The 20,213-nt window shown below is 47.7% G+C and carries 17 protein-coding genes and 1 pseudogene; 13 read left to right on the top strand and 5 right to left on the bottom strand.

Features of this window, described 5'->3' with window-relative positions; translation table 11 throughout:
• Positions 1–2: 2 nt before the first annotated feature.
• The 5 genes from WS_RS01315 (at position 3) to WS_RS01335 (ending at position 6,517) form a co-directional block, all read left to right on the top strand.
• The gene (locus WS_RS01315; protein ID WP_011138221.1) at positions 3–818 is read left to right on the top strand and encodes a plasminogen-binding N-terminal domain-containing protein; all 816 of its coding nucleotides are present in this window, start codon (positions 3–5) and stop codon (positions 816–818) included.
• A gap of 1 nt (position 819) precedes the next feature.
• On the top strand, positions 820–2,205 hold the full coding sequence (locus tag WS_RS01320) for an FAD-linked oxidase C-terminal domain-containing protein (protein ID WP_011138222.1): 1,386 nt from the start codon (positions 820–822) through the stop codon (positions 2,203–2,205).
• Positions 2,206–2,229: 24 nt separating this feature from the next.
• Complete coding sequence (locus tag WS_RS01325) at positions 2,230–2,598, top strand: hypothetical protein (RefSeq protein WP_011138223.1); 369 nt, start codon at positions 2,230–2,232, stop codon at positions 2,596–2,598.
• 68 nt (positions 2,599–2,666) lie between these two features.
• Entirely contained in the window at positions 2,667–4,940 is a 2,274-nt protein-coding gene (metE, locus tag WS_RS01330) for a 5-methyltetrahydropteroyltriglutamate--homocysteine S-methyltransferase (protein ID WP_011138224.1), read from the top strand.
• 149 nt (positions 4,941–5,089) lie between these two features.
• Positions 5,090–6,517, top strand: coding sequence for a HoxN/HupN/NixA family nickel/cobalt transporter (locus WS_RS01335; protein WP_011138225.1), 1,428 nt, complete (start codon positions 5,090–5,092; stop codon positions 6,515–6,517).
• 21 nt (positions 6,518–6,538) lie between these two features.
• Here WS_RS01335 and WS_RS01340 read toward each other — a convergent pair whose 3' ends face one another.
• From WS_RS01340 to WS_RS01355, 4 genes are all read right to left on the bottom strand, one after another.
• Positions 6,539–8,155: a lytic transglycosylase domain-containing protein gene (locus WS_RS01340; RefSeq protein ID WP_011138226.1), complete on the bottom strand. Its 1,617-nt coding sequence runs from the start codon at positions 8,153–8,155 to the stop codon at positions 6,539–6,541.
• On the bottom strand, positions 8,152–8,445 hold the full coding sequence (locus WS_RS01345; protein WP_011138227.1) for a YggT family protein: 294 nt from the start codon (positions 8,443–8,445) through the stop codon (positions 8,152–8,154). The genes WS_RS01340 and WS_RS01345 overlap by 4 nt, the downstream gene beginning before the upstream one ends.
• Complete coding sequence (gltX, locus tag WS_RS01350; protein ID WP_011138228.1) at positions 8,442–9,758, bottom strand: glutamate--tRNA ligase; 1,317 nt, start codon at positions 9,756–9,758, stop codon at positions 8,442–8,444. Before gltX ends, WS_RS01345 begins: the two co-directional genes overlap by 4 nt.
• 69 nt (positions 9,759–9,827) lie before the next feature.
• The gene (locus tag WS_RS01355) at positions 9,828–10,724 is read right to left on the bottom strand and encodes a DMT family transporter (protein WP_011138229.1); all 897 of its coding nucleotides are present in this window, start codon (positions 10,722–10,724) and stop codon (positions 9,828–9,830) included.
• 114 nt (positions 10,725–10,838) lie between these two features.
• Between WS_RS01355 and WS_RS01360 the strand changes: the two genes are divergently transcribed.
• From WS_RS01360 to WS_RS01380, 5 genes are all read left to right on the top strand, one after another.
• The gene (locus tag WS_RS01360; protein WP_011138230.1) at positions 10,839–11,579 is read left to right on the top strand and encodes an amino acid ABC transporter ATP-binding protein; all 741 of its coding nucleotides are present in this window, start codon (positions 10,839–10,841) and stop codon (positions 11,577–11,579) included.
• 32 nt (positions 11,580–11,611) lie between these two features.
• A complete protein-coding gene (locus WS_RS01365; protein WP_011138231.1) occupies positions 11,612–12,415 on the top strand; it encodes a transporter substrate-binding domain-containing protein in 804 nt (267 codons plus the stop codon).
• Between the two features lie 28 nt (positions 12,416–12,443).
• Positions 12,444–13,247 carry a transporter substrate-binding domain-containing protein gene (locus WS_RS01370; RefSeq protein WP_011138232.1) on the top strand — a complete coding sequence of 268 codons (804 nt, stop codon included), beginning with the start codon at positions 12,444–12,446 and terminating at the stop codon, positions 13,245–13,247.
• 8 nt (positions 13,248–13,255) lie between these two features.
• Entirely contained in the window at positions 13,256–14,221 is a 966-nt protein-coding gene (locus tag WS_RS01375) for an amino acid ABC transporter permease (protein ID WP_011138233.1), read from the top strand.
• Positions 14,222–14,385: 164 nt separating this feature from the next.
• Entirely contained in the window at positions 14,386–15,822 is a 1,437-nt protein-coding gene (locus WS_RS01380) for a methyl-accepting chemotaxis protein (RefSeq protein ID WP_011138234.1), read from the top strand.
• A gap of 30 nt (positions 15,823–15,852) precedes the next feature.
• Here the strand turns inward: WS_RS01380 and WS_RS01385 are convergent, their stop codons facing one another.
• Positions 15,853–17,043 carry an IS3-like element IS1302 family transposase gene (locus tag WS_RS01385; RefSeq protein ID WP_011138235.1) on the bottom strand — a complete coding sequence of 397 codons (1,191 nt, stop codon included), beginning with the start codon at positions 17,041–17,043 and terminating at the stop codon, positions 15,853–15,855.
• A gap of 55 nt (positions 17,044–17,098) precedes the next feature.
• Between WS_RS01385 and WS_RS01390 the strand changes: the two are divergent.
• The 3 genes and pseudogenes from WS_RS01390 to WS_RS01400 form a co-directional block, all read left to right on the top strand.
• Positions 17,099–17,662, top strand: a pseudogene (locus tag WS_RS01390) (methyl-accepting chemotaxis protein); the annotation flags it as partial.
• A 140-nt stretch (positions 17,663–17,802) separates the two neighbouring features.
• Positions 17,803–19,767, top strand: coding sequence for a cache domain-containing protein (locus tag WS_RS01395; protein ID WP_011138237.1), 1,965 nt, complete (start codon positions 17,803–17,805; stop codon positions 19,765–19,767).
• A 71-nt stretch (positions 19,768–19,838) separates the two neighbouring features.
• Entirely contained in the window at positions 19,839–20,213 is a 375-nt protein-coding gene (locus WS_RS01400) for an encapsulin-associated ferritin-like protein (protein ID WP_011138238.1), read from the top strand.

Consider the following 20,213-nt stretch of genomic DNA (forward strand, 5'->3'; position numbering starts at 1 on the left):
TAGTGATCATTCGTATCCTCTCTGCCCTGCTATGCGGCACCATGATGTTTGCCGCCCCCCTTCCTTTTGGCAATAAAATCGCCGTTCCTATCGTCCAAATGGACGCTGATTCGGAGCACTACGCCTATGTTCCAGCCTTTGACCTTAGGGTGGGCGAGAGTGGAGAGATTATCCGTTGGTTTGATAGAAGCCATTCTGCTATCGTGGCGCGTGCTGCGGTGATTGAGGTGAAGGAAGGGAAGGCCAAGATCGCTTTTGAGCGCTTTAAGACGCTCGACCAAAAAGCCTTTCCAAATCCTGAACTCACGCCTAGAAAAAATGATGAGGTGATTTTCCGCACTTTCTACGATCGAGCTTTTTTGATCGCCCCCAATCAAGAGCTCTATCAAAAGATCAAAGATGCTTATCCTGAGATGACATGGCAACACCCTGATCTTTTTGCCTCTTACCTTTTAGACAATGGGACTCACGCCCCCAACACCGAAGATTTTCGTAAAATCTGTGATGCCTATAGCGCTGGAATCGTCTATATCGTCAATCTCAATGAAGGTCAAGCGCGAGATTGCCAAACCTTTGGACTGCTCAAAAAAGATTACATCACTGGTCGCGTTGCCGTGGAAGATCGCATGAAGCCTTTCTTTTCGCGCCTTGGAAGCATAGAGCAGAGCTGGTTTAACTTCATCATTGGAGGGGTAGCGGTGGAAGATTACTATCTTTATTACGATGCACTCCTCAAAGGTCAAATCAAAGATGAAGACATCACCTTCTTTGGTCGAGTCTATCGCTACCTCCAAGATGGAATCAATAAGGTTTTTTAAGATGTTAGATGCACAACATATTCAAGCCCTCAAAGAGATCGTTGGAGAAGAGAACTGTTTTGATGACAAAGCGCACAAGCTCGCCTACTGCTATGATGCGACGAGAAATCGTTATGAGCCTGATGCGGTTATTTTTCCTCGATGTGAAGAGGATGTGAGCCGTCTACTCGCCTATTGCAACACCCACAAGATCACGATCGTGCCTAGGGGTGCGGGGAGCGGATTCACGGGTGGATCACTTCCTGTAAATGGTGGAATCGTGCTGGCGTTTGAGAAACATATGAATAAAATTCTAGAGATCGATATGGAGAATATGGTCGCGCGTGTTCAGCCAGGAGTTGTGAACAAAAGACTCCAAGAAGCAGTCGAAGCGATGGGGCTCTTCTATCCGCCTGATCCAGCGAGCGAAGAGTATTCGACCCTTGGGGGAAACGTGAGCGAGAATGCGGGGGGCATGAGGGCGGCTAAATATGGAATCACCAAAGATTATGTGATGGCTCTAAGGGCGGTGCTTCCCAATGGCGATATCATTCGCGCAGGCAAAAAGACCATCAAGGATGTGGCGGGTTACAACATCGCGGGAATCTTGATTGCCAGCGAAGGGACGCTCGCGGTGATCACGGAGATCACGCTCAAGCTCCTAAGCAAGCCCAAACTTCGCCAGAGCGCGATGGGAGTTTTCCCCACGATCGAATCGGCGATGAACGCTGTCTATAAGACCATGGCCGCGGGTGTGACTCCCGTGGCGATGGAGTTTTTGGATAATCTCACCATTAGAGCCGTGGAGAGTAAATTTTCTAAAGGTCTCCCCGTGGAGGCAGGGGCGATTTTAATCACGGATATGGACGGAAATCTGCCCGAAGAGATTGAGTTGCAGATGGCCAAGATCGAAGAGAAATTCAAAGAAAATGGTGCCCTCTCTTTCAAAAAAGCGGCCAGCGAAGAGGAGGCTAAAGACCTCTGGTTTGCTAGGCGGAATGCCAGCCAAAGCGTCACGATTTATGGCAAAAAGAAGCTCAATGAAGACATCACGGTGCCTAGAAGCAAACTCCCTGAACTGCTTCAAAGAATCAACGCTATTTCAGAGCGTTATGGTGTGAAGACTCCTTGTTTTGGACATACAGGCGATGGAAATGTGCATGTGAATGTGATGGTGGAGGATGGGAGTGACCCAAAACAACTAGAGATTGGACATCAGGCAATCGAAGAGATTTTCAAGGCCGCGGTTGAGCTAGAAGGAACACTCAGTGGAGAACATGGGATTGGTATCTCTAAGGCGCCTTTTATGCATCTCGCTTTCACTCCAGAAGAGATGAATCTCTTCCGTGCGATCAAGCAGGCGTTTGATCCCAATAATATTCTCAATAATGGAAAGATGGCTCTCTAGTAGGGCTTAGAGAAGTGGTGCAATGTGAAAGCAAAGGGAATCAAGGGAAACTACTTCCGCTTGGGGGCGATTCTGCTCACGGTGATGGCGGTCAAGCTCTCTGCACTTTTGTGTCGTGTGCGCCAAAAGACGGGTTGCCCCCTCCTTCGCCTCCTGCTCTCTAGCGAGGAGAATGACCCCCCGCCCCAAGGGAGTGCCATCTCTTGTCTTGTCTCTTTCACCACTAGCGATGGAATCTCCTTTTCCCTTTTTCTTCCTTCCTCTAAGGCGACCCACTGCAACTGCATCTTTAAGCGCCGCTCTTTTTTAGCCCTCAACTACCAAAAAATCCAAAAACTTCGTCCTTGCCGCTGCCGACATCGTAAAACAGGTCTCGCCCCTCCTCTATTCTAGAAAATCCACATCGTTTTCTTTGGCCCTATTGTTTTTAAAATTTTTCATGAATTTAGCAGGAGCGAATCATGTCCCAAAATATCCCTTCGGTGATTCTTGGATTCCCAAGAATCGGAGAAAATAGAGAGTTGAAAGTAACCCTAGAGTCCTATTGGGCAAAAAAAGTGGATGAGAATACCCTAGAGGAGAGTGCCTCAAAGCTCAGGCAGACGCACTGGGGGATTCAGTCTAATATTGCGCTAGCGAGCAGTAACGACTTTAGTTTTTATGATGGAATGCTCGATATGATCGAGCTTCTAGGCGCAATTCCAGAGCGATTTGCGGATATTGCCAATCCAAGGGCACGCTACTTTGCGATGGCACGAGGCGATGAGAATCACACCGCGCTCTCGATGCTGAAGTGGTTCAACACCAATTATCACTATTTAGTGCCTGAGCTTGGCGAGGGGATGGTTTTTGCCCCCGATACGACCAAGCTCAAAGCGCTCTATAAAGAGTCACTCGCCCATCGGCGTGTGCCAAAGATTCAGCTCGTGGGACCCCTCACCTTTTTGGCGCTGAGCGATAGAGGGTATGAGGCGAATCGAGGGCTATTGAATGCTCTTTTGGTGGCCTATGGCGAGGTGCTCAAAACGGTTGCCTCTTGGGGGAGTGAGCTCTATGTGCAGTTCGATGAACCCATTTTGGCGCTTGACCCAAGCTCAGAGAGGCTTCAAGATGCCAAGAAGAGCTATGACTATCTTGCGTCCACTCCTGGAATTAAATCCTTTGTAGCGACCTATTTTGCGGCTTCTACGGAGGCCACAGAGGTGCTTCTTCAGACTCCACTTTGGGGGATCGCCCTTGATTTTGTGCACGGAGAGGAGAATCTTGCCTCACTCCCCTCTATCGCCAAGAGTGATAAGGTGCTCATTGCAGGAGTGATTGATGGGCGTAATGTTTGGGCGTGCGATCTAGGTGAGCGACTAGAGTTTTTAAACCAGTTAGCCACGAAACTCCCCAGAGAGCGAATCTATCCCAGCACCTCATGCTCTCTACTCCATCTTCCCTATTCTGTAGCGCCTGAGGCCAAAATTCCCCTAGAGGTGAAGCCTTGGCTGGCTTTTGCCAAAGAGAAGGTGAAGGAGTTAGAGATTCTCTCCAAGCGATTTGCAGGTGTAAAGCTTGGAGCAGAAGAGATGGAGTGGGAGCGTCTCAACCTTGAAAATGCCCAAAAAAGGCGCGATTCCAAGCTCACCCAAAATAGAGGAGATCACTCCACCGCTAAAATCGCCCTCCAAGAGGCTAAACCCAGAACCACACCCTTCAAGGAGCGAATCGCCCTCCAAGAGAGGCGCTTCAAGCTGCCCCCGTTGCCCACGACTACGATTGGTTCGTTCCCCCAAGACAAAGAGGTTCGCGCCTTGCGCCTAGCCTACAAAAAAGGGGAGATCACCCAAGATATCTATGAAGAGGGGATGAGGGCGCATATCAAAGCGTGCATAGAGTTCCAAGAAGAGGCAGGATTTGATGTGCTCGTGCATGGAGAGTTTGAGCGCACCGATATGGTGGAGTATTTTGGTGAGCTCTTAGAGGGTGCGCTGATCACCCAAAATGGATGGGTGCAGAGCTATGGCAGTCGATGTGTCAAGCCTCCCGTGATTTATGGGGATGTCTCACGACCCAAAGAGATGACCCTTTCGTGGAGTCGCTATGCGCAATCGCTCACCTCTAGGCTTATGAAGGGGATGCTCACGGGGCCTGTGACCATTCTCAACTGGAGTTTTGTGCGAGATGATATTCCCAGAAGCGAAGTGTGCGCCCAAATCGCGCTGGCCATCAAAGAGGAGATTCGTGACCTTGAAGAGGCGGGAATCGCCATTATTCAAGTGGATGAGGCGGCGTTTAAGGAGGGCTATCCGCTTAAAAAGGCTCAAAGGGCTGCCTATGAGGAGTTTGCCCTCAAAAGCTTCTGGATTGCCACCTCCAGCGTCAAAGATGAGACGCAGATTCACACCCATATGTGCTATTCCGTCTTTGATGATATTATCACAACGATTTTGGCGATGGACGCTGATGTGATCACCATTGAGACGGCGCGTGCGGGGAATCGATTACTGGAGGCGTTTAAGAAGGTCAACTATGATAAGCAGATTGGACCAGGAATCTATGACATCCACTCCCCAAGAATCCCTAGTGTAGAGGAGATGAAGCGCCAAATTCTTGCTCTTTTTGAAGTGATTGATCCCAAGCAGATATGGGTGAACCCTGATTGCGGGCTCAAGACAAGGGGCTGGAGCGAGACTAAGGCTTCACTCCAAAATCTCATTCAAGCGACCCAAGAGGTGCGAGCGGGGCTCTAAAGCTCTCGCTTTCCCCCTTGGGGATATAATGGAATCTTTGATTTGAATCCATCTCCAAGGCCCATTTCAAACGCGCTCCCTAATATCCTCTTTGGGGCTTTGGAGATGGATTTCGTTGATCAATTTTTGAGTTAGCGTGAAGGGCGAGGATGAGATATTTTAAATGGCTCTTGGGATTGATTCTTCTAGGGATGTTCTCAGGGCTCTATGCTTGTGCCCTATGCCAGCTCTACACTCCCAAGATTGATGTGGAAGTGATAGTGCGGGGCGAGGCTAGCCAGACCCAAGGAATGGAGGTGGTGTGGCGATTCTCTGAGGAGTTTAGCCGAGAGATTGCGCTTTTATACGGCTCATCTAAAAAGAGGGAGCTAGGGGAGAGAGAGCTAGCCCGAGTGAAAGGGGTTTTGCTTGACTACCTCACTCCTAGAGCCTATCTTACGACTCTCACTATGGATGATGGCCTAGAGATCAAAGAGCTCAAACCCACCCCTCAAAACCCTCGACTTTTTTTGGAGGGGAATCGAGTCCTCTTCTCCTATACACTCTCTTTTGTTCAGGCGATTCGCCCTTTAGACACGATCTCTATGGTGCTAGAAGATCGAGAAGGATTTTTTGACTTCTCTATCTCTAATGTCCAGTTGGCTTGGAATCCTCAGATGAGCTGGAGCGAGAATCGCTACAACAACCTCCTTTTTATCACTCAAATCACCCCTATAAAAGAGCAGATTCTTGAAGTGAAACCTCTTATGGATGAGCCCAAAGAGCTACCCAAGAGAGCGAGCAAGGTGAGCTTTGAGTGGAATCTTCAATCGATTCTCGCGGTCTTTCAGCTGCGCCTCAAAGAGCTTTTGGAGAAGAGCCACCAAGGGGAGATAATGGCAGGAATCCTTCCTTTGCTGCTCTTCTCGTTTCTCTATGGGGCGCTTCATGCAGCTGGGCCGGGGCATGGCAAGATGCTGGTGGGCTCCTACTTTTTCGGGGTGCGCCAAAATCGCGCCAAAGCCCTCTTTATCGCACTGGCTATCGGAGTGATTCACACCTTTTCTGCTTTTTTGATGACTCTTGCACTTTACTACTTTTTCGAGCTCTTCTTTAAAGAGTTTTTGGACAATTTCCTCTTCTATGCCACCAAGTTTTCCGCACTCATCATCATCTCAATTGCCCTTTATCTGCTGTATCGCAAGCTGGGTGCTTTGAAGCGACTCTTTTTTGGAAAGCCCAAAGGAAAACAGTGTGTCGCCTTTTTTGTTCACCCTCCCTCTTGCACCTGCGGAGGCTGTTCGGATCGAAGCAAGAGCACAGACGTGGGCGTGGTTTTAGGGGCGAGCTTGGTGCCTTGCCCCGGAACGGTCACGATCTTTATCTTCACGATGGCATTAGGGGAGTATGGAGTTGGATTCTTGGCGGCTTTTTGTATGTCCATGGGGATGAGCTTGGTGATCTTTGGAGCGGCGAGCTTGGGGCGGGGGCTCAAAAAAGGGGTGGAGCGCTACACGGAGCGAGCGATTCTTTTAGGCGAGTGTTTAGGGGTAGCCGTGATGCTCTTTTTGGGAGTCTCGCTTTTGGTAGCGATGTAGAGACTCCCGTTTTGACCTCAGCTATCGAATCAGCGTCTCGTTGAGCAGATCGGCGATCTGGAGATTTTTGCCAAAAGCTTGTTGGTAGATGATATAGTTGGCAAGCACTCTAGAGCCGTAGTAGCGTGATTCCTCGTAGGGAATCATCTCTAGGCTATACCAGGGATCTAGCGCACGATCTTTTCTAAAGAGCTCCCCTCTAGCGAGCAGTCGGCGGGTGAAGCCAGGACCTCCGTTGTAGGCATAGGAGATAAAAAGGGGGTGCGAGAACTCTCTGATGAGGTCGCGCAGGAAAATTTCGGCGTATTTGACATTGAGTGCGGGATCAAACATATCGGTGAGCTCGCAGCGCTCGCCTAGATTTTTGGCGATGGATTCGACATTAAAGGGCATGATTTGCATCATTCCAAGCGCATAAGAGGTGGAGATGACCGTAGGAATGAGATGACTCTCTTGGCGTGCGAGCGCATAGAGGAGCGCCTGTTTATCTGAATCAAATTGAGAAAAAATCTCTTGATAGGGAGTGATGAAGAAATGTTTTTGGAATCGCCACTCCCGTTGCATGATGAGGGCAAGATGGGATTCGGTGTTGCGATAGCGCAAGGGGGAATCAGGAAGAGCGCTAAGGTTGGAATCGCTCTTTTTGCTCTGCTCTTCGATTTTGAGCCATGCGAAGGGATCTTTGGTGTCCCATGGAGCGCTTGGTGGCGCATCTTTGGGGAGTACTTGCCGAACAATCTCAAAAGCAGGCTCCTTTTGGAGGGTCTGGCTGGCGTAGATAGAGTAGATGTTAGGGTGGCGACTCTGGGCAACCTCTTCTAAAATCGCCTTATCTCCTGTAGTAAGGTAGCGCCAAAAGAGTGCTCGAGTGATAAGCAGCGGGTCTTTGGCCTTGGTTTGGGCGCGCAAGAAGTAGAGTAGAGCATTCTCTTTTTGGCCATGGACAAGAGCATTGAGTCCTAGATAAAAGAGCGTCCGATCGTCCGTATTGGTGATGCCTGTGACTTTGGAGAGCGAATCTTGAAGTGCCACATAGGCGGAGTTGAGGATGATGAGCTGGATCATTCGACCCATCTTATAGTCGTTTTGATTGGCAAGATTCTCCCAAGCGTTAGCGGGAATAAAGCGATTGAATTGCTCTAGGCGATACTCTTGACCTACCCCTTCAAAAAGGGTTGCAAAGGTGGTGGCGTTTGTTTCTAAGAGATTTTTGAGTGGCTCTTTGGAGGCGAGAATCTCTAAATGTTTGGCGGTGGTAGGAGCGTCGATGGCGAGTTTTTTGGAGAGTTTTTGAAGATCAGACTTGCTCATCTTAGCCGCATCACTCAGCTTGAGTGCATAGCCGATGCATTTGGGCTCTTGTTTAAGAAGCTCACTTAGGCTCATACGCTCACAAATAGTGCGCCTAGAGAGGGTCTTGTTGTCGCTTTTTTTGAAGTAGCGCCCAAAGAGTTTGGTGTTGCTTCTATAGACGAGCTTGTAGGCTTCATTGGCCTCACCCGGTGTGATATTTTGATCCAAAAACTGCCAAATGTAAAAGTCCCTCGTGATTCCCTCGGGCTTCTCTTTGAGAAACTCAAGCGTGATCTCTTGGGCTAAGAGAAGCCAAGGGAGGAGCCAAAAAAGGAGGATTCTCATAGGCTACGCGCGAGTCCAAAGAGAAGCTTCACAAGAAAGAGGTCAAGGAATTGAAGCGCGATGATGACAATCAGTGGTGCGAGGTCAATTCCGCTAAAGACCGTGGGAATCCTGCGGCGCAACTGGTAATAGAGGGGCTCGGTGAGGCGTGAGAGAATCTGGACGATAGGATTGTAGGGATCAGGGCGCACCCAGCTAATGAGCGCAGCGATGATGATCACCCACATATAGAGGTTGAGAATCATATGGAGAATTTGGGCGATGGCTTCTATGAGGGTTGAGAAGATCATGAGGGCTCCTTGAGTCGAATGATGTCATTGAAAAAGAATCGGGCGTATTCAAAGAGATCGGAGAGTTCAGGCCCATTTTCGCTCCCTGTGAGAAGGAGGCGAAGGGATTTAAAGAAGGGTTTGCCTTTGAGTCCTGAGCGCTCCATTGCCTCTTTTTTGAAGGCTTCAAAATCTTTGAGAGCAGGGGAAAACTCCTCAATCATCGCACGCAGATGAGGATAGAGGAGAATCATGGCGGAGGCAAACTCTCCTTGGGCGATCTTGGGGGCAAAGAGGGCATCGATTTTGGGGCGCAGCTCATTAAGAGTGCTTGATTCTTGGAGATAGAGCTTGGCCAATCCCCCCACGCTTGGGTCCTTGTGGTCGAGTAAAAAGGCGAGGTCTTGCTCGCTTAAGCGCTTGAAGTGCTCTCGATTCAAGAATCGGAGCTTATCAAGGTCGAATTTGGCGGGAGCTTTGGCCACATGAGTGATATCAAACCACTCAATCGCCTCTTTGAGGGCGAAGACCTCCGTGGGGGTTTTGTTGCCCATGAGGATAAGATAGTTAGCGATCGCTTGAGGGAGATAACCCTCCTCTAAGAGCCACTTAACGCTAGAGGCGTTGTCTCGCTTGCTCATCTTCTTGCCCTCTTCATTGAGCAAGATGGGGAGATGAGCGTATTGGAGAAGCTTCTCATAGCCTACGCCTCTTTGAATGAGCATCTGTTTGGGAGTATTGGAGACATGATCCTCGCCTCGCACAATAAAGCTCACATCATAGAGCATATCATCGATGGCGCAGGCGAAGTTATAGGTGGGGATTCCATCCTCTCGAACAATCACAAAACTATCCACCTCGTGGGGTTTGAAGGAGACGATTCCTTTGATTTCATCTTTAAAGCAGATCTCCTCGCTCGCGCCTCTTAGTCGAATCACGGGTTTTTGGGTGGAATCTTTCTCGATCTCCGCCCACGCATCGTGGTAGCGAAAGGGGAGCTTTTGCGCCAAAGCCTCTTCGCGTTTTTGATCCAAGAACTCCTTGGAGCAGTAGCAATAAAAGGCTCTGCCTTGGGAGAGGAGATATTCGGCCATCTGGGCATGGCGGGGGAAGTTATGACTTTGATAGACGAGCTCATCCCACACCATTCCAAAGAGATTAAGGAGGGAGAGAATCTCTTTATCTTTCCCCTCAATATTGCGTTCCATGTCGGTGTCTTCGATACGAACGAGGAATTTTTCGCCGCGTTGCTTGGCAAGAATGTAGTTGAAAATCGCCGCACGGAGGTTGCCTGTGTGCATATCTCCTGTGGGGCTTGGCGCGAAGCGAAGCATGGCTTCTCCTTGGAAGGGGTTGGGATAGGTTTAAGGTTTGGATTGTAGCCCAAGGCGCTTTAAAAGAGGCTAATTGAGCCTTTTTTTGCGCCGATAGAGGAGGGAGCCAAGCTCGACGCTTAGCATCGCCAGTACGATGATTCCTGCTCCTAAAATCTGTATGCTTCCCAAGGGCTCTCCTGCATAGAAATAGCCAAAGATACCCGCTGAGACAGGCTCCATGGTGAAAATGACAGCGGTTTTAGCGGGTGTGGTGAAGCGTTGCATATAGGTCTGCACCAAAAAGGCGAGCACCGTAGCAAAGAGTGCGGTGATGAAAAGCGCTTTGAGGAAGGGATAGGAGAGGGTGGAAGGAATCGTGAAAGGGTCAAAAAGGAGGGAGAAGAGGAGGCAGAGCAGAGTCGCAGTGGAGAATTGAGCGAGAATGAGCGGGAAGAGGCGGTGGCGCTTGGAAAAGATTCCCGTGTAGACGATATGAAGCGCAAAGAGCGCCGCGCATCCAAGGGTGAGAAGCTCACCCTTTCCAAGGCCGATCCCTCCTCCATTGGTGCTCACCATCCAGAGTCCCACCACAGCAAGAGCGATTCCAAGAAGGGCGAAGGGGGTCTGTTTTTGGGAGAAGAGCATCCATAAAAAGAGGGGCACAAAGACCACATTAAGGCCTGTAATGAAGCCCACCACAGAGCTGAGTGAGTGCTCAAGCCCAAAAGTCTGGAGGGAGAAAGCAAGACAGAACATCACCCCCAAAATCGCCCCCGCTCTAATAGAGGGGAGATCAAAGCTGGGTTTGAGGGCAATCCCTATAAGAAAAAAGAGCACCGTGGCTAAAAGAAATCGCCAAAAAAGAAAGGCAAAGACGGGAACCTCCTTGATGGCATCCTGCACCATCAAGAAAGTAACCCCCCAAATCACGGAAATTCCAAGAAGCGAAACATCAGCCAATAGCTCTCTGCTTTTAAGTGACACGGTCCAATCCTAAGCGAAATATCAAGAAAGCGCGGATTTTACCAAAGTTTTGATTTAAAAATTGTCTGTTAGAATGACGGATTCTAATCAAAATTAAAGCTAAAAGTAAGGTTTATGAGTCAAAAAATCGTTCAAATGACCAATGTTCACAAATACTTCGGCGATTTCCACGCGCTCAATAATGTTAATTTTAGTGTTCGCAAAGGGGAGATTGTCGTGGTGTGTGGACCCAGTGGAAGCGGCAAATCGACGCTTATTCGCTGCATTAACGCACTAGAGGAGATTGACGAGGGGGATATTATTATCGATGGTCAGAATCTCTACGACAGAAGCACGGACATTAACAAGATTCGCTCTGAGGTGGGGATGGTTTTTCAACATTTCAACCTCTTTCCGCATCTCACGATTCTAGAGAATATCTCCATCGCACAGATCAAAGTGAAGGGCCTCTCTAAAAAAGAGGCGGATGCCAACTCTATGGAGATTCTCAAAAAAGTCCAGCTAGAGCACAAAGCTCAAGGCTATCCCAATGAGCTCTCAGGAGGGCAAAAGCAGCGCGTGGCAATCGCTAGAACCGTGGCGATGAAGCCCAAAGTGGTGCTTTTTGATGAGCCCACGAGCGCACTTGATCCTGAGATGATTGGTGAGGTGCTTGATGTCATGCGCCAACTCGCGCGTGAGCACTACACACTGGTGTGCGTGACGCATGAGATGGGTTTTGCTAAAGAGGTGAGCGATCGAATCATCTTCATGGATCACGGGGTGATTATGGAGGACACGACCCCTGAGGAGTTTTTTGCCTCCCCCAAAACAGAGAGGGCGAAGAAGTTCTTGAATGAAATTTTGACCCATTGATCTCAATCATAAAAATTTAGGAGAAAAGTCGAATGAAAAAGATACTACTAGGAATCTTGCTCGCCCTTGGTGTGGCTTGGGCGGCGGATATGGCTCTGTGGGAGAAATCGACCCTCAATGCAATCATTAAGCGCGGCGAGCTTCGCGTGAGCACCGATCCGGGCTATTACCCTTTTGAGATGAAGGATAAAAAGGGTAATGTGATTGGATTTGATATTGACATTGCTAGAGAGATGGCCAAGGCAATGGGCGTGAAGCTCGTGATTGTCCAAGGGAGTTTTGATAGTCTCATCTCAGGTCTTTTGACGGACAAGGCAGACCTTATTTTAGCGGGAATGACCATCACGCCCGAGCGAAATCTCAAGGTCGCCTTCTCTAATCCCTATTTTACAATCGGACAGACGCTGCTTGTTCGACCCGATCTCAAAGAGAAGGTGAAAAATTATAAAGACCTTGATAAGCCTGAATATACGGTCGTGACCAAGCTTGGGGTTACGGGCGAGATCGTCGCTAGACGCATGATGAAAAATGCCAAGATCAAGACCTACGACACTGAGGCTGAAGCGGTGCAAGAGGTGCTCAATGGCAAAGCCGATGCCTTTATTTACGACTTTCCCTTCAACTCGACCTTTATGATGCAAAAAGGCAAAGGGCTTTTAGTGCATCTTGATCAATCCATTACCTACGAGCCCCTAGGAATCGCCCTCAAAAAAGGTGACCCCGATTTCCTCAACTGGCTCAATCACTTCCTTGCGCAGATCAAACACGACGGAACCTATGATGAGCTCTATGAGCGATGGTTTGTCGATAACAAATGGCTAGATAGAATCCAATAAAACCTCTAAATTCTAAGGAGAATCGATCATGAAAAAGATTTGGCTAGGAATCCTGATTTCTGTTTGCACCCTTCTGGGCGCGGATATGTCGCTGTGGCAGAAGTCCACGCTCAATGAGATTATCAAGCGCGGCGAGCTTCGCGTGGGTCTTGAGCCTGGTTATCTTCCTTTTGAGATGAAGGACAAAAAAGGCAATGTGATTGGCTTTGATGTGGATTTGGCCAGAGAGATGGCTAAGGCTATGGGTGTGAAGCTAAAGCTCGTCCCTACCTCATGGGATGGCTTGATTCCTGGATTGGTGACGGAGAAATTTGACATTATCATCTCCGGTATGACCATCTCCCAAGAGCGGAATCTTCGAGTCAATTTTGTTGAGCCCTATATCGTGGTGGGGCAGTCGTTGCTCGTTAAAAAAGGACTAGAAAAGGGCGTGAAGAGCTACAAAGACCTCGACAAGCCTGAACTCACTTTGGTGACAAAGTTTGGAGTTTCGGCGGAGTATGCGGCCAAGCGACTCTTTAAAAATGCCAAACTTAAAACCTATGATACCGAGGCTGAAGCGGTGCAAGAGGTGCTCAATGGCAAGGCGGATATGTTCATCTTCGACCTTCCTTTTAATGTCGCTTTCATGGCGCAAAAAGGTCAGGGCTATCTCGTTCACCTCGACACTTCCCTCACCTATGAGCCTCTTGGCTGGGCGATCAAAAAAGGTGACCCCGATTTCCTTAACTGGCTCAACCACTTCCTTGCGCAGATCAAACACGATGGAAGCTATGATGAGCTCTATGAGCGATGGTTTGTCGACACCAAGTGGCTAGAGAAGATCCAATAAGCTAGCGTATGAAAAGACACCAATCGATTCTAGAAAACCGACCTTTAGGGCATCTGCTCGCCTTTCTTTTCTTTGTGGCGTTGGGCTACTCCATGTATTTGGCAGGCTCTAGCATCAACTATATTTGGAAATGGAATACGATTCCTAAATATTTTGCCTACGAGCACACGGTCGCGCTTGAATCGACCCTAGAGGGGAGGGTGAAAATCCTCTCCCCTAAAGAGGTCGAGGTCGTGGGCGAAGAGGGGAGCGAGAAGTTCCTAGTGGCAGGCTATGAACTTGCCTACGAAGAGGGGGAGATCATCTATCCCGGTGAGGCGCTCGCCAAAAAAGAGGAGTATAAGGCAGGTCCGCTTCTTCTAGGGCTCTGGATGACGATCAAGATTTCGCTCATTTCAGGGGTGATTGCCTTTTTTATCGGCGCCATTCTTGCCCTCATGAAAATCTCCAAAGCACAGGTGTTTCGCGATATTGCTACGGTCTATATCGAAGTGATTCGCGGCACGCCTCTTTTGGTGCAGATTTTTATCTTCTATTTTATTATTGCGACCATTTTTGAGATTGACAGCTTCTACGCAGGGGCTATCTCGTTAGCGATTTTTTATGGAGCCTATATCGCTGAGGTGCTTCGTGGAGCGATTCAATCCATTGATAAGGGTCAGCAAGAGGCGGCGCTCTCTTTGGGGATGAACTATTTCCAAACAATGACGCTCATCATTATCCCTCAAGCCCTCAAGCGCTCGCTCCCCTCACTCACGGGTGAGATGATCGCTCTGATTAAAGATTCGTCTCTTGTCTCAGTCATCTCAGTGACCGACCTCACCAAGGTGGGCCGTGAGATGGTGGCTAATACCTTCTCTCCCTTTGAGACTTGGATTGTGGTGGCGATCATGTATTTTGCTATCACCTCTTCGCTCTCACTTCTAGCCCATCGACTCGAAGACAACATGAAAAAGAGAGGGGGAATGTCCTAAAAAGGACCCCCCTTTCTTTTTTCCTCTGTTTCTCTTTTTCTTCATCCGATATAAAACTCTTTATTATTGTCATATCTTTTAATATTTTGTCTCCAAAATCGTGTTACACTAGCTCTTGATACGTTATTAAGTGTACTCAGTGCAACTATTAAGGAGACGGAAAAATGCAGCTAGGAATCAGCAAAAAAGTGACACTGATTCTTTCGGTCTTGCTGATGGGGGGAGCGATACTCTTTTCGGGAGTGAGCTATCAGCAGGCCAAGAAAGATATTTTGAGGCTAATGAATGTCAACCAGATTGAGGCAGCCAAGGGGGGAGCTGTCTTTATGAGTCAATTCGCCAAAGACAAAATGCAGATGATGGAGCAGCTCGCCAAGCGTTTGAGCACCATCGATGAGAGCGACCAATCCAAGGTGATGGAATACTTGAAACTAACAGAGGAGCAAGGGGGCTTTGGATTAGTTTTTGCGGGGTATGAGGTGGATGGAAGAATGATTCGCTCCAATGGAAATCATCAAATGCCCAAAGATGGATTTGATCCGCGCGTGAGGGATTGGTTTATGGGGGCAAAAGCCAAAGGAGCTCCCTCGGTGAGCAAGCCCTACATCGCCTCTTCTGGGGGAATGATGGTTACTGCCTTTTACTCTCCCATCAAGCGAGAGGGGAAATTTGTCGGTGCGGTAGCGGGTTTCATCACATTGGATGATGTCAAAAAGATGACCCTTGGAATCAAGACAGCCCCAAGCAGCTATGCCTTCATCTTTGATGAAGATCATCGAATGATTGTCCACCGAAATGATAGTCTATTGATGAAAGAGAGCCCAGTTGCCAAGATGATGGGCGAGCGACTGGCAAGCCAAAAAAATGATGCCAGCGAACTTATTTATTATCAAAGCAGCGATACCCAAGAAGAGCGAGTCGCGGCGTGTTCCTACTCTGGGGAGTTTCGCTGGACAATTTGTGTGACCGTGGCCGAGGAGGAGTACAGCGCCCCACTCAAAGACCAACTCAAAAGCTTTGCCCTCCTTGGAGCGATATTTGTGGTAGTGGGGTTGGTCTCGCTCTATCTTCTGCTCACCAAGATGCTTAAGCCCATTGAGACCATTAAAGATTCTTTGGTAGGGTTTTTTGCCTTCCTTAATCATGAACGAAGCAGTGTGGAGCCGATTTCGCTGAAGCAGAATGACGAATTTGGGGTGATGGCTTCGCTTATTAATGAGAATATTGAGAGGATCACCCAAAGTGTTATCCAGGATCGAGAATCGGTAGCAGAAGCGCTCAAAACCGTGGAGCGAATCAAAGAGGGCTATCTTGATAGAGATATTGTCTCTAGCCCTGCCAACCCTCAACTCGAAGAGCTCAAAAAAGTGCTCAATGAGATGGTGGTGGTGCTAAGGCAAAAAGTAGGCAAAGATATCAATCGCCTCAACAGCGTGATGCAGACCTTCTCTAAGGTCGATTTCACCTCCAAGATCGAGGGGGCGAGCTCTGATTTTGAGCGTGCGCTCAACCATATCGGCGAGGAGGTCTCGGCAGTGCTTCGAGAGAACACCCATGTGGCTAATACTATACTGCCACCATTTGTCAAGACAACTTTTTGAGAATTCATCTTCCAGCCTCTAGCCTTTAATTTAAGCAACGTTTTTCAACCCTTCTAGATAAACATTCATGGGCTTTTGATAATTTAGTGCTGAATGAAATCTATTGTGATTGTAAAAATTGATATATCTTGAAACCTTAAATCTGAGATCTGAAATAGAGCTATACTCATTGATATAGATTTCATCATATTTTAAAGTCCTAAAAAATCTCTCAATGGCAATATTATCAATGGATCTGCCTTTACCGTTCATAGAGATTTGAATGTTGTGTTTCTTGAGAAGTTCTGTATGTTCATGGCTGGTATATTGGCTACCTTGGTCGGAGTTGAATATTACAGGAATGTCATATTTTTCAATGGCTTCTTTTAAAACATCTGTTACAAGAGATGTATCCATAGTTGTTGATATTTTCCATGAGAGTATCGTTTTACTGTGCCAATCAATAATGGCGCACAAATACACGAAACCACCCTTGATTGGGATATAGGTAATATCTCCACTCCAAACCTGATTGGCTCTGTTAATTTCAAGCTCTCGTAGTAGATATGGATAGATTTTATGTTTATAGTTTTTAATGGATGTGTGTCGTTTCTTTTTTGGAAAGATTGCCTGTATCCCCATAGTGTTCATTAGCTTATTGACTTTATTTACACCAATTGAAAATCCATCTTCCAAAAGCTGCCTATGCATAAACCGATAGCCATAGGTTGAGGATATATCAGTATATATCTCATCTATCCTTTTCATGATTTTTAAATCATTGTCTGATATGGGTTTAGGTTCATAATAAAGGGTTGAGCGATTTAAATCTATTATTTCACATTGTCTTGCCATGGAGAGATTCTTTAGCTTGGGTGTGACAAGATCTTTTTTATTTGATAAGCCCAAGCTCTTTAGCTTTCCCACTGCCCAATCCCTCTCTATGGTTGTTTTTCCTAATTTCTTTGCTAGAGCATCATTCTCTGTTTTTAGCTCTTCTATCTCATCTTTATAGGCTTTAGTAGCCGAACCTACATCAAATACTAGTGATGCATTCTCTAAAAACTGCTTTTTCCAATCAATGAGACTTTTTGGTGTAATCTCATATTTACTGGCAATCTGTGCTACAGTCTCTTCGCCACCTAGTAATTCTAAGACAACTCTAGTTTTAAATTCTGCACTATAGCTTTTTCTTTTTCTACTCATTTTTTCCTCTCCTAAATCTTTAGAAAATTCTACCATTTAGGAAGATAAACCTTTCAATTTATTGTCTTGAATTTTAGTGGCAGTATATACCTTGGAAGAGAAGGCAAAGATGCTAAGGGAATCGATGCAAAATCTTTCCCAAGGAGCCAATGAGCAAGCCGCCAGCCTCCAAGAGAGCGCTTCGGCAATCGAGGAGATGAGTAGCTCTATGCACAATGTGAGCGATCGCGCCTCTGAAGTGATCAAACAATCTGAAGATATTAAGAATGTCATCACTATCATCCGCGATATCGCTGACCAGACGAATCTTCTTGCGCTCAATGCCGCGATTGAGGCCGCTAGAGCGGGAGAGCATGGAAGAGGATTTGCTGTGGTGGCTGATGAGGTGAGAAAGCTCGCTGAGCGCACCCAAAAGAGCCTTGGTGAAATTGAGGCCAACACTAATGTTTTGGTGCAATCCATCAATGAGATGAGCGAAAGCATCAAAGAACAAGCTCAGGGAATCTCCCAAATCAACGAGGCAATCGCCCAGCTAGATACGCTCACCCAACAAAATGCCACCGTGGCCGATCGAACCGATGGAATTGCCCAGGAGGTGAGCCAGACTGCCGATGATCTCCTGGGAATCGTCTCCAAAAGCCGCTTCATTCCCTAAATCTTTCCTCTCCAAGCCTTCGGGCTTGGACTGCCTCTTTTTTAATCAAATCGTTTAGCCTTTTTGTCGCTTAAACTTTGTATAGTTGCCTTGCCATTTTGAATCTCTTCCCGCCCTCTACACAGATAAAAGGGGTGAAAATGGAACAATACGAGCAGTTTTCTCGCTTCATGCCAGCGATTCTTGGCTATCGAGATCAGTTTATCTCTCTCAATTCCCAACTCAAAAAAACCACCCTTACTGGCAAGATCAGCTCGCTAGAGACAGCGGAAAATCTCTTCGCCTATATGGAGACAACTCAACAGAAATTCTCCGAGCTCCAAAGACGGCTTTTGGATGCTTTAGTGGAGCAAAATCTTCATCGAGTCTCCGATCTCTTGGGAAACACAGCTCAGGTGAGTATTGACATTCTTGTGCGAAATCTTTTCGAGCGGACTGCGGATGTGGGGTTTTTGGCGATGGATGAGGATATCATCGATTTCCTGTTGCGCCCTGATACACAAGCAGAGCAGCGTGCGAGTTTGGAGCACCGACTCTTTGAATATGCGCAAAAGTACACCGTCTATCAAGAGATTCTTGTTTTGGACGCGGAGCTATTTTGTGTAGCGCATCTAGACGCAAATAATAAACCCATCTCCAAAACCTCTTCTTTTGGGGCTAGGGTGCTTGATTCTAAAGAGGCGTTTGAGGAGTTTTTTGGAGTCGATTCTCTTTATGGTGAAGGAGAATCAGCTCTTTTTTATGGCTCTCCTATTCGCCAAGAAGGGAGAGTGATCGGTGCGCTGGTGTTGGTGTTTGATTTTGCGGGGGAGATGAAACGAATCTATAACAAACTGCAAGAGGGCTCTTTGGGGGTGAACTACGCTCTTTTGGATGAGAGGGGTCGTATCATCTCTTCGCTCAACGAATCGCTACTGCCTGTGGGATCAAATGCTCCTTGCTCTTTGAGCGAAAAGTTAGGGACTATCACGCTCAAAAACAGGGAATATTTCATTCTCTGTGCCAAAAGCCGAGGATACCAAGGGTATGGAGGGCCAAAGGATTGGTGTGCGCTGAGTCTTTGGAGGGTGGATGAGCTACGCCGTTTAGAGTTTCGTCGAAGTGTGGAGGCGAAACTTGAGGAAGATATTGAGGATTCTCCTTTGGTGGGGGCTTCGCTCGCCTCTATTATTAACGAGGCGCAAGAGATTTATGAGGATTTGAATGATGTGGTGATCAACGGAGAGATTATCGCTTCCAAAACCCACAGCTACGCGCTTAATGCGATTCTTGATCGAATCAGGGCGATTAGTCACCACATTAACGCGCTATGCATTCACTCCATCACCGAATTGCTTGAATCCATCGAGAGTGCTTCGCACGAAAATCTCCGATTCTACTCAGGCTTGGCGATGGATATTTTGGATCGCAATCTCTATGAGCGCGCTAATGATTGCCGATGGTGGGCTCTGCATACGCACTTTCGTCACACGCTCGCCAAGGAATCGCCCACAGCAGAGGAGATTGAGCGTTTTGGTGAAATATTGTGCGCAATTCACTCACTCTATACGGTCTACTACAATCTTTTTGTTTTTGACGCCTCAGGCAAGATTCTCGCCTCTTCACATCCAAATGAGCAGGACAAGATCGGCAAATTCCTCCCTCGTGAGACGCTCAAGGCGGTGCTGGCTTGTAAAAATCCCCAAGAGTATCATCTCTCCTCTTTTGAGTCTTCGCCTTTTTATAGAGAAGAGCCGACCTTTGTCTATTATGGAGCGATCTTTCCTCTCTTAGGAGGCAAGCCTGTAGGGGGAATTGGAATCGTCTTTGATTCTACGCCGCAGTTTCACGCGATGCTTGAAGATTCGCTCCCTAGAGACGAGAAGGGAGAGGCAATAGAGGGAGTGTTTGGGTGCTTTGTGGATCAAGCAGGCAAAATTATTGCCAAGACGCAAGGGGGCGAGGTTCCTCCTTTGGAGGGGGTGTTTGAGGCGATCAAGGGAGAGGGGCGGGCTGAGAAGATTCTTTACCCTGATGGGGGTGAGCAGTTATTTGGAATCAGGCGTTCTGGCGGCTATCGAGAGTATAAAAGCGGGCTTTATGCGGCGATGTTTAGGAAGGTCTAGTTTGCCTTGGTATTTGAGGGAATTTGTGCTACGCTTTATGAATGGATAGTTTAAGAACAAAGGAGAGATAGATGGTACACGAAGGAGCCAAAGAGGCAGCAGAGAGACTCCCAGAAGAGGTGGTGGATTACCATCGAATTATCCAAAGCACGATTGAGGAGCTAGAGGCGGTTGATCTCTATAATCAGCGAGCTGCGGCGACCAAAGATCCTGCGGTTCGAGCGATCATGGAGCACAATCGCGATGAAGAGATTGAGCACGCTGTCATGGGGCTAGAGTGGCTTAGGCGTCACAGCCCTGTATGGGATGAGACGATGCGAGCCCTGCTTTTCAAAGAGGGAGAGATTATCAGTCACGAACAGGCCTTCACGGGCAAGACGGGCGAGGTAGCCTCAGCTTTGGGATCAAATGGGCTCAATATTGGAAGTTTAAAGAAAGGAAAATAG

The sequence above is a fragment of the Wolinella succinogenes DSM 1740 genome, from assembly GCF_000196135.1.
Lineage (GTDB): Bacteria > Campylobacterota > Campylobacteria > Campylobacterales > Helicobacteraceae > Wolinella > Wolinella succinogenes.

Coding starts and splice junctions, on each gene's coding strand:
- WS_RS01320 (WP_011138222.1), top strand. CDS start 820: ATGTTAGATGCACAACATATTCAAGCCCTCAAAGAGATCGTTGGAGAA.
- metE (WP_011138224.1), top strand. CDS start 2,667: ATGTCCCAAAATATCCCTTCGGTGATTCTTGGATTCCCAAGAATCGGA.
- WS_RS01335 (WP_011138225.1), top strand. CDS start 5,090: ATGAGATATTTTAAATGGCTCTTGGGATTGATTCTTCTAGGGATGTTC.
- WS_RS01340 (WP_011138226.1), bottom strand. CDS start 8,155: ATGAGAATCCTCCTTTTTTGGCTCCTCCCTTGGCTTCTCTTAGCCCAA.
- WS_RS01345 (WP_011138227.1), bottom strand. CDS start 8,445: ATGATCTTCTCAACCCTCATAGAAGCCATCGCCCAAATTCTCCATATG.
- gltX (WP_011138228.1), bottom strand. CDS start 9,758: ATGCTTCGCTTCGCGCCAAGCCCCACAGGAGATATGCACACAGGCAAC.
- WS_RS01360 (WP_011138230.1), top strand. CDS start 10,839: ATGAGTCAAAAAATCGTTCAAATGACCAATGTTCACAAATACTTCGGC.
- WS_RS01365 (WP_011138231.1), top strand. CDS start 11,612: ATGAAAAAGATACTACTAGGAATCTTGCTCGCCCTTGGTGTGGCTTGG.
- WS_RS01370 (WP_011138232.1), top strand. CDS start 12,444: ATGAAAAAGATTTGGCTAGGAATCCTGATTTCTGTTTGCACCCTTCTG.
- WS_RS01375 (WP_011138233.1), top strand. CDS start 13,256: ATGAAAAGACACCAATCGATTCTAGAAAACCGACCTTTAGGGCATCTG.
- WS_RS01380 (WP_011138234.1), top strand. CDS start 14,386: ATGCAGCTAGGAATCAGCAAAAAAGTGACACTGATTCTTTCGGTCTTG.
- WS_RS01385 (WP_011138235.1), bottom strand. CDS start 17,043: ATGGTAGAATTTTCTAAAGATTTAGGAGAGGAAAAAATGAGTAGAAAA.
- WS_RS01395 (WP_011138237.1), top strand. CDS start 17,803: ATGGAACAATACGAGCAGTTTTCTCGCTTCATGCCAGCGATTCTTGGC.
- WS_RS01400 (WP_011138238.1), top strand. CDS start 19,839: ATGGTACACGAAGGAGCCAAAGAGGCAGCAGAGAGACTCCCAGAAGAG.